Annotated in this window: 8 protein-coding genes; 7 read left to right on the forward strand and 1 reads right to left on the reverse strand. The window is 51.9% G+C overall.

Annotated features, from left to right (window positions below):
* Positions 1-8: 8 nt before the first annotated feature.
* Positions 9-1,202 (reverse strand): S8 family peptidase, encoded by a 1,194-nt coding sequence (locus L691_RS0113975; RefSeq protein ID WP_025691118.1) that lies wholly within the window; start codon positions 1,200-1,202, stop codon positions 9-11.
* Between the two features lie 513 nt (positions 1,203-1,715).
* Between L691_RS0113975 and rpoE the strand changes: the two genes are divergently transcribed.
* The 7 genes from rpoE to rho all read left to right on the forward strand — a co-directional run.
* Positions 1,716-2,279 (forward strand): DNA-directed RNA polymerase subunit delta, encoded by a 564-nt coding sequence (gene rpoE / locus L691_RS0113980; RefSeq protein WP_025691119.1) that lies wholly within the window; start codon positions 1,716-1,718, stop codon positions 2,277-2,279.
* A 156-nt stretch (positions 2,280-2,435) separates the two neighbouring features.
* Complete coding sequence (locus L691_RS32035; RefSeq protein ID WP_156934237.1) at positions 2,436-2,588, forward strand: hypothetical protein; 153 nt, start codon at positions 2,436-2,438, stop codon at positions 2,586-2,588.
* 12 nt (positions 2,589-2,600) lie between these two features.
* Positions 2,601-4,208 (forward strand): CTP synthase, encoded by a 1,608-nt coding sequence (locus tag L691_RS0113990; RefSeq protein WP_025691120.1) that lies wholly within the window; start codon positions 2,601-2,603, stop codon positions 4,206-4,208.
* Positions 4,209-4,546: 338 nt separating this feature from the next.
* On the forward strand, positions 4,547-4,933 hold the full coding sequence (locus L691_RS0113995; protein ID WP_025691121.1) for a response regulator: 387 nt from the start codon (positions 4,547-4,549) through the stop codon (positions 4,931-4,933).
* A 224-nt stretch (positions 4,934-5,157) separates the two neighbouring features.
* The gene (gene fba / locus L691_RS0114000) at positions 5,158-6,012 is read left to right on the forward strand and encodes a class II fructose-1,6-bisphosphate aldolase (protein WP_025691122.1); all 855 of its coding nucleotides are present in this window, start codon (positions 5,158-5,160) and stop codon (positions 6,010-6,012) included.
* A gap of 260 nt (positions 6,013-6,272) precedes the next feature.
* Positions 6,273-7,526 (forward strand): UDP-N-acetylglucosamine 1-carboxyvinyltransferase, encoded by a 1,254-nt coding sequence (locus L691_RS0114005; RefSeq protein ID WP_025691123.1) that lies wholly within the window; start codon positions 6,273-6,275, stop codon positions 7,524-7,526.
* Between the two features lie 456 nt (positions 7,527-7,982).
* A partial coding sequence (gene rho, locus L691_RS0114010; RefSeq protein WP_025691124.1) for a transcription termination factor Rho occupies positions 7,983-9,249 on the forward strand: 1,267 nt, incomplete at its 3' end.

Below are 9,249 nucleotides of genomic sequence, written 5' to 3' on the forward strand. Positions count from 1 at the left end.
GAAGCGTCTCATCCCGTGGAGGCTGGGCCATCGCCCGCCGCTATCCGGCGGACCCGCGTCTGTGCCCGCAGCAGGCGCATCGCGTCCACGGCGCCGCCGCCCAGCGCCGCCCGGCGCTGGCCCTTGCGCAGCCGCAGAGGAGATGAGGTGCGGCGCAGCAGCAGCTTGAGCTGCCGGGGCGTAAGACCCGGGCGCAGAGCGAGCAGCAGGGCGGCGGCTCCCGTCACATGCGAGGTCGCCATGGAGGTGCCGCTCATTTCCCTGTAGCCTTCCTTGGGCCAGCAGGAAGGCACGTTCTCTCCCGGCCCGTATACATCGATATACGAGCCACGGTTGCTGAAAGAGGCGACGCGGCGCTTGTGATCGATAGCTCCGACGGCGATGGTTTCGCTGTATCGGGCCGGGTAATCCCCTCCCCGCTTGCCGTCATTGCCTGACGAGGCGATAATCGGGATGCCGGCGCGGTATGCTTTGACGACAACATCATGCAGCGCTTTGCTGCGGGTCTTCATTCCGAAGCTCATATTAATGAGGTCGAGCCGGTTCTGGACGCACCAATCAATGCCGAGGACAATGTCGGATACATAGGCCGAACCCGTATGGTCGAAGGCCTTGACGGGGTAGATCAGGGACCTGGGCGCCACGCCCATCATGCCCCGTGTACCGCCCGCCGCAGCGAGCGTTCCGGCGATATGCGTGCCGTGCCCGTTGTCGTCGAGCGGCAGAATGCCCCGGTGCAGCAGATTCACCCCGGAGGCGAGCGAAGCTTTAAGGTCGGGATGAAGGAAGTCTGCACCGGTATCGATGACGCCGATTTTAATATGAACGCCGGTCGATTTTGACCATGCTTGAGGAGCGCGGATCGCCTTTACGCCCCAAGGCAGGTAATGGGAAGTCTTGCGCGAGGTAGGGGATGCGGCAGACGAATGGATTTGTATGCGCAAATCTTCTTCAATAGTGAGAGCTCCGGCGTATTTATGCATCAGCTTCACGGCGCTGGCGGCAGGCATAATAAAGGCCCGGATCAGCGGAGAAACTTTGACTTTACGCAGTCCGGGCCGCCGGGGCTTCAGAGACTTCCACTGCGACAGCGCTCCGGCATACTGACGGGGATCGTGAAAAGTGACGATGCGGCGTTCTTCGTTTGCGGGAGCGGCCGCTATTTCTTTTATCACCGCTTGCCAAAATTCGTAATAGTCCATTTTTCGCTATCCCCTCCTGTTGCCATGCTCCGATATTTTATGAAGGAGCGGAGGAGCCCGCATGGGAACTTGCCCTTTTTTGCCGAAATAGGCCGTCTAGCGTGTCAAAAGAGTACGGAACACATAAACTATCGAAAGAGGTAAAGCCCTCTTTGAAACAAACGCCGCCGGAGCCATACTTGGCGTGGATACAGTCAGGTGCGGAGGAGCCTCCTCCGCCTTTTTTCAAAACAGCAAGATTCATAAGGAGCGGCGCAGCCGTTTCTTCTTATGTCCGCCTATACCCGCCGTGCGGTTGGACAAGCCATTCTTGCGATGCCGGGAAATACCCAAGAAATCTCTTAAAGACGCCGATATCGTTCTATAAGGAGCAGGGTTCGCCGTATGCGCTTGAATTGACTTGCATTTTGTTCCCAAATAGGTTTTACTTAGGTTTGTCAATGGATATTAATGATATAACGCCCGAATGAAGCCATAGCGTGAACAATGCGTGAGAGGAAGTGTCCCTGAGAAGTGAGTACGCCACTTAATTTGAAGCTCGACCCTGAGAAAATCAAAGAAATGCCGATGGTAGACTTGGCTTTTCTAATTCTGAAGGCGGCCAATACGCCGTTCTATTACCGTGATCTGATGGCCGAGGTGGCCAAGATGCGCGGAATGTCCGATGAAGAAATCAACGATACAATCGCCCAGTTATATACCGAAATTAACATTGACGGGCGCTTTGCCTGTGTCGGAACAAATCTGTGGGGCCTGAAACGCTGGTATCCGCTGGAACGCTCCGACGATCCGATCGGCAACTCCAAACGTCCGCGCATCATTAATGATGACGACGACGATATGGAGGATGATGATTTTACGGAGGAAGAAGATGCCTACTCTGGCGACGAAGAAGAATTCGACGTGATCGACGAAGACCGCGACGACTTGTATTCCGACGATGACAGCGACGAGGAAGTCGATGAAGAGGTCGTTATGGATGATGAAGATCTGGACGACGAGGATTTGGACGAGGAGGACTCCGAGGAAGAGACCGACGAAGACAGCGTGGATGAGGAAGATGACGACAAATATTAAGGAACTTCCATCTCAATAATTCTTCCTTGACATCAATAAAGCCGACAGAGTAAACTATTTGATGGGCTTATGGTGAAAGGTAATTCTATATTTCAAAAATAAAAAGTGCCCCGGCTCTACGGGTGTCACTTTTTTGTTTTTTTAGATGGCATTTTGATGCCGGAACAACGCCGTTTTTTCAGCTATTCGAATGATGGCGGGAGTTTTTTAGGCGGGACTTTAGCGGCTTTTGAATTTCTTCGTTTTGACGATCTGAAAACGGGTTACGATAACATCATACGTCGCCTGAATCACACGGATTTTATTTAGGAGGGTTATGCAGTGACAAAGTATATTTTTGTAACGGGTGGCGTGGTGTCCTCCCTGGGCAAGGGAATTACGGCCGCTTCTTTGGGCAGGCTGCTCAAAAACAGGGGTCTCAAGGTGACGATTCAAAAATTCGATCCGTACATTAATGTGGACCCGGGAACGATGAGTCCGTATCAGCATGGCGAGGTATTCGTTACGGGTGACGGTGCGGAGACCGACCTCGACCTTGGACACTATGAGCGGTTCATCGACATCAACCTGTCCAAGAACAGCAATGTGACGACAGGTAAAGTCTACTCCTCGGTGATCAGCAAAGAAAGACGCGGCGAGTACTTGGGCGGTACCGTTCAGGTCATCCCCCACATTACGAACGAAATCAAGGAGCGCGTATTCCGCGCCGGCCGTGAGACCGGTTCGGACGTCGTCATTACGGAGATCGGCGGCACCGTCGGCGACATTGAAAGCTTGCCCTTCCTGGAAGCTATCCGTCAGATCAAGAGCGATATCGGCCGTGAAAATGTAATGTATATCCACGTAACCCTCATTCCTTATATTAAGGCTGCTGGCGAAGTGAAGACGAAACCGACCCAGCACAGCGTCAAGGAGCTGCGCAGCATCGGGATTCAGCCGAATGTGATTGTCTGCCGTACGGAATATGAGCTTTCTGCGGACATGAAGGCCAAGATTGCGCTGTTCTGCGACATCGACGCAAATGCGGTTGTGGAATGCCGGGACGCTTCGACACTGTATGAGGTTCCGCTTAATCTCCGCGACGAAGGACTTGACGAGATTGTCGTCAACCATCTGAAGCTGACTACACCGGCGCCGGATATGCGCGAATGGGAAGCCATGCTTGCGCGTATCAACAAGCTGGAGCGCAATGTGGAGATCGCGATTGTCGGCAAATACGTGGCGCTGCATGACGCTTACCTCAGCGTAGTGGAGTCCCTCTCCCATGCGGGATTTGACGCCAACTCCGAAGTCAGCATCCGCTGGGTGAACGCTGAGGAATTGACGGACGAGAATGTGGCCGATATGCTGCGTGGCGTTGGCGGAATCCTCGTTCCGGGCGGCTTCGGCGACCGGGGCATCGAAGGCAAAATTTCTGCGATTCGCTATGCCCGCGAGCAGGGTGTTCCGTTCTTCGGCATCTGTCTGGGAATGCAGGTATCCGTCATTGAATATGGCCGTTCCATCCTGGGACTCACGGGAGCCAACAGCTCGGAGATTGATTCAGCAACACCGCATCCGGTCATCGACCTGCTGCCGGAGCAGAAGGATATCGAGGATCTCGGGGGTACCATGCGCCTGGGCCTTTATCCCTGCAAGCTTCAGCCGAACTCCCTGGCTATGTCCTGTTATGGGGAAGAACTGGTATATGAACGTCACCGTCACCGGTACGAGTTCAACAATTCTTACCGCGATCAAATCGAAAAAGCCGGCCTGCTGATTTCCGGGACTTCCCCGGATGGGCGTCTGGTCGAAATCGTGGAACTCCCGGGGCATCCGTGGTTCCTGGCAGTACAGTTCCATCCGGAGTTCACCTCCCGTCCGAACCGTCCGCAGCCGCTGTTCCGTGAATTTGTCAAAGCCTCGCTCACCCATGCGGAGCAATTATAAGAAGCCGTCTAATTTTTCTTATCCGGACCTCCGGAACATAAAAGAGCTTCCCTTTCGGGAGGCTTTTTTACGTTTACGGAGTATTCGGGAGTCCCTCCACAAGGACCAGAGTGTACTTTAAGTCATGCTTCGGATGTCCGAGATACGTTTTGCAGGTATTTTTGGCTTGGGCTCGGCAACCCTCATTTGTACTTTTTTAGGAAGCGCAATTACGCATTTTTACCAGTTAGCAGGATTTTGGCGGTCAAGCACGAATTATAGTTCATCGTAACGGATTTATGAGAAGGACCGACGGGAGCGGTGTGGTGAATCTGCGTTATACTCAAGGAGGGTTACGAATGGAGAAAAAGAAAGTATTAATTGTCGATGACCAAAATGGGATTCGAATCCTGCTTATGGAGGTTTTTAATAGCGAAGGATACACGACTTTACAGGCAGCTAACGGAAAAGCGGCTTTAGACATTGTACGCAGCGACTGCCCCGACCTGGTCCTTCTCGATATGAAAATCCCGGGAATGGACGGACTGGAAATTCTGAAACATATCAAAGAGATCAATTCAGGGGTTAAAGTAATCATGATGACCGCATACGGTGAACTGGACATGATCAAGGAAGCGACGAAGCTGGGAGCGCTTATGCATTTCACGAAGCCCTTCGATATTGATGAAATGCGGGTGGCGGTTAATCTGCATCTACGTAGCGGATCTATCGACCAGTGCAGCTAGATTGGGGACTCTGCGGTGAGCGGAGTCCCTTTTTAGGGGGAGCGCCTATTGAATAAAAAGAAAACGCAGTCATAATATCAAGGAGTCGTGGACGAATTTAGTCCCGCCGGGACATTTTTTTATCTACCCTATTTAGTATTTGAGACAGGTTGTGCTATAATAGGCCTGTATGTGATGTCGGCTTCATTTAAAATAGCGATAAACTATCTTTAGGAGGATGAATTATGCCATTGGTATCAATGACAGACATGTTGAACAAAGCTCTTGCAGGAAAATATGCGGTTGGTCAGTACAACATCAACAACCTCGAATGGACCCAAGCGATTCTGGGTGCCGCTGAAGAAGAGAAATCCCCGGTTATCCTGGGTGTATCCGAAGGCGCAGCTCGTCATATGGGCGGATTCAACACCATTGTTAAAATGGTAGAGGGTCTGATTCAAGATATGAAAATTACCGTTCCGGTAACTATTCACCTTGACCATGGTTCGAGCTTTGACAAGTGTAAAGAAGCCATCGACGCCGGATTTACTTCCGTTATGATCGACGGCTCCCACCATCCGATTGAAGAAAATATTGAAATGACCAAGAAAGTCGTTGATTACGCTCATTCCAAAGGCGCTTCCGTAGAAGCCGAAGTCGGTACGGTCGGCGGACAGGAAGACGACGTTGTAGGCGGCATTATGTATGCCAAACTGGAAGAGTGCGTAGCTATCGTAAAAGAAACCGGCGTGGATGCCCTGGCTCCGGCTCTTGGTTCCGTACACGGCCCTTACCACGGCGAACCTAACCTTGGATTCAAGGAAATGGAAGAAGTTCGTGACGCGGTTAAGATTCCGCTTGTTCTCCATGGCGGTACAGGCATCCCGAAACATGACATTGACAAATCAATCTCCCTGGGAACTTCCAAGATCAACGTGAACACCGAGAACCAAATCGCATTCGCCAAGGTTGTCCGTGAAGTGCTGGCTGCTAAACCGGATGCCTATGACCCTCGTACATTTATCGCACCAGGCCGCGAAGCCATCAAACAAACCGTTATCGGCAAAATCCGCGAATTCGGTTCCAACAATAAAGCGTAAATCGTTTATATTAGGCAAGTTCGCTTGATTGGGTTATAATGAACTGAATAGCGTCATGTGGAGAGTACACCGCTTAGCCGGTGTCTTTCCGTTTAAATACAGATAATTAATGCCTTATACCCTTACGGTTTAATCCGGTATGGCGGGCAGCGGGGCCGTGATGCAGGCGGCTCCGCCGCGCCCTCCTGTCATTATTCAACATGCCGCAGTTCGTATTGCCAACAGCAACTGCAATACATCTAGGGGGAACCAGATATTCGATGGAAAAATTAATGATTGGCGGTGGGCGTCCGCTGCAAGGCATGGTGACAATCAGCGGTGCAAAGAACAGCGCGATTGCGCTCATTCCTGCGGCGATTTTGGCTGAATCGGAAGTTATTCTGGATAATTTGCCCTCCCTTAGCGATGTGGCCGTCTATTCTGAAATCTTGCAAGAGCTTGGCGCTGAAGTATCATGGTCGGGCAGTCAGATGCGAATTGATCCTTCACAGGTTGTTTCCATTCCTATGCCTAACGGGCCTGTCAAGAAGCTTCGGGCGTCTTATTACATGATGGGTGCGCTCCTTGGACGCTTCAAAGAAGCGACCATCGGACTTCCCGGAGGCTGCAATTTCGAGCCAAGACCTATCGACCAGCATATCAAAGGATTCGAGGCGCTCGGCGCGAGCGTAACCAACGAACATGGCGCCATTCATTTATATGCTAAAGAGCTGCGCGGCGCAAAGATATATCTGGATGTATCCAGCGTTGGCGCGACTATTAATATTATGCTGGCGGCTTCCCGGGCCAAAGGCTCTACCATTATCGAAAATGCGGCTAAAGAGCCTGAGATTATAGATGTAGCGACTTTACTTAATTCCATGGGCGCTGTCATTAAGGGCGCCGGAACCGAAACCATCCGGATCGAAGGCGTAACCGAGATGCACGGCTGCCGTCACTCCATTATTCCTGACCGGATTCAGGCAGGAACCTACATGATCGCGGCGGCAGCGACGCGCGGCGATGTGCTGATAGACAACGTTATTCCCAAGCATCTGGAAGCGCTGACGGCCAAGCTGCTGGAAATGGGTGTTGAAGTGGAGGAACTGGATGAGAGCATCCGGGTAATTGGCAAGATGGCTTACGAGCCGGCTGATGTTAAGGCGCTTGTCTACCCCGGGTTTGCTACCGATTTGCAATCGCCGATGACCAGTATGCTGACGCAGGCGAAAGGTGTTAGCGTGCTTAGCGACTTCGTCTACAGCAACCGCTTCAAGCATGTCCCGGAGCTGCTGCGAATGGGGGCGAAGATACGCGTTGAAGGAAGATCTGCCATCATTGAAGGCAGCAGGCTGAATGCGGCCAAAGTTAAAGCGGCGGATCTTAGGGCCGGTGCTGCGCTGGTTATCGCCGGATTGACCGTAGAAGACGGCATTACGGAAGTGACCGGCGTCGAGTATATCGACCGCGGCTATGATAATCTCGTACCCAACCTTCGTGAACTGGGTGCTGAGGTGTGGCGGGAGAAAGAGTAATCCTCGAGAGCTTTTATACCTGAAGCGGAGCGCATGGTGTTCCGCCAATAACCAATCATGGTTGCTGGCGGCCGCCGTGCCGATCCGTTAAGGAATCCCCCGATTTTCATAAAATTTTTGACAACCTGCATATCTTCTTCCGTTTTGGGTAATGCTATCCTAATGAGGATTTTTGTCATACAACTGCAACTAGTTAAGCGAAATCAAATATTGTAGCCAAATCAGCTATCATATGATGTTGTGCAACAAATTCCTCGCTTCTGAATTCAGACATATGCTAGTTGCCAGCATAATGTCCCTGCGGTTATCCACCGGCGTTCATCGCGTCCTGTTGCCGCTCACCCACCCTCTTGCATTCTGTCACCTATTTTTTCTGAAATGCCAGGATTGCTTTGTCACTATTTTTGAGTGATACACTTTTTTCGAACTTATCTAAATTGAATAGGTGGTTATTATATGGATCTTCAAATTTCCGACTTGGAAGAAATGAAGCTGACCGACTTATACAAGTTGGCAAAGAAATATCAGATTCCCTATTATGGGCAGATGAAGAAGAGGGAACTGATCTTTGCTATTCTGCGCGCACAGGCGGAGCAGAGCGGTCTGATGTTTATGGAAGGCGTTCTGGAAATATTGCCCGAGGGCTACGGTTTTCTTAGACCGATCAACTATTTGCCAAGCGCTGAGGATATTTATATTTCGGCTTCGCAAATCCGCAAATTCGATCTCCGCACCGGAGATTTGGTATCCGGCAAATGCCGGACCCCCAAAGAGAATGAACGTTATTTCGGACTGTTGCAGGTCAATGCCGTCAATGGCGAAAATCCGGCCAGCGCGGCCGAACGGCTTCATTTTCCGGCGCTTACGCCGCTATATCCCCAGGATAAGCTTTCGCTTGAAGCCTCGCCTACCCAATTGTCCACCCGCATCATGGATTTGCTCGCACCTGTCGGCCTAGGACAGCGCGGATTGATCGTCGCTCCTCCCAAAGCCGGCAAGACGCTCCTGCTCAAAGAGATTGCCAACAGCATCTCCACGAACAACCCTGAGATCGAACTGTTTGTGCTGCTGATTGACGAACGCCCCGAGGAAGTAACCGATATGCAGCGTTCCGTCAAAGGCGAAGTGGTCGCCTCGACGTTCGACGAGCTTCCTGAAAATCATATCAAGGTGGCGGAACTGGTGCTTCAGCGGGCGCTTCGTCTTGTCGAGCACAAAAAGGACGTCGTTATTCTGCTAGACAGTATTACCCGCCTTGCGCGCGCCTACAATCTCGTTGTGCCTCCTTCGGGCCGGACGCTTAGCGGCGGGATCGATCCGGCGGCATTTCACCGGCCTAAGCGGTTCTTCGGTTCGGCGCGGAATGTCGAGGAAGGCGGAAGTCTGACCATTCTCGCGACGGCGCTGATTGATACCGGCTCACGGATGGATGACATTATTTATGAAGAGTTCAAGGGTACGGGCAATATGGAGCTTCATCTCGACCGGAAGCTTGCGGAGCGCCGCATTTTTCCGGCTATCGATATCCGCCGTTCCGGTACGCGCCGCGAAGAAGTGCTGCTGAGCAAGGAAGAGCTGGATACCATTTGGGCGATCCGCAAAAGTATGAACGACTCCTACGACTTTGTGGAGAGCTTTATTAAAAAGCTGCGCGACAGCAAGACGAACGCCGAGTTCCTGGCTTCCTTCGATGTTTCGGGCGGCAAAGATTCGGCAGGCGCTA

The organism is Paenibacillus zanthoxyli JH29 (genome assembly GCF_000520715.1).
Taxonomy (GTDB): domain Bacteria; phylum Bacillota; class Bacilli; order Paenibacillales; family Paenibacillaceae; genus Paenibacillus_AQ; species Paenibacillus_AQ zanthoxyli.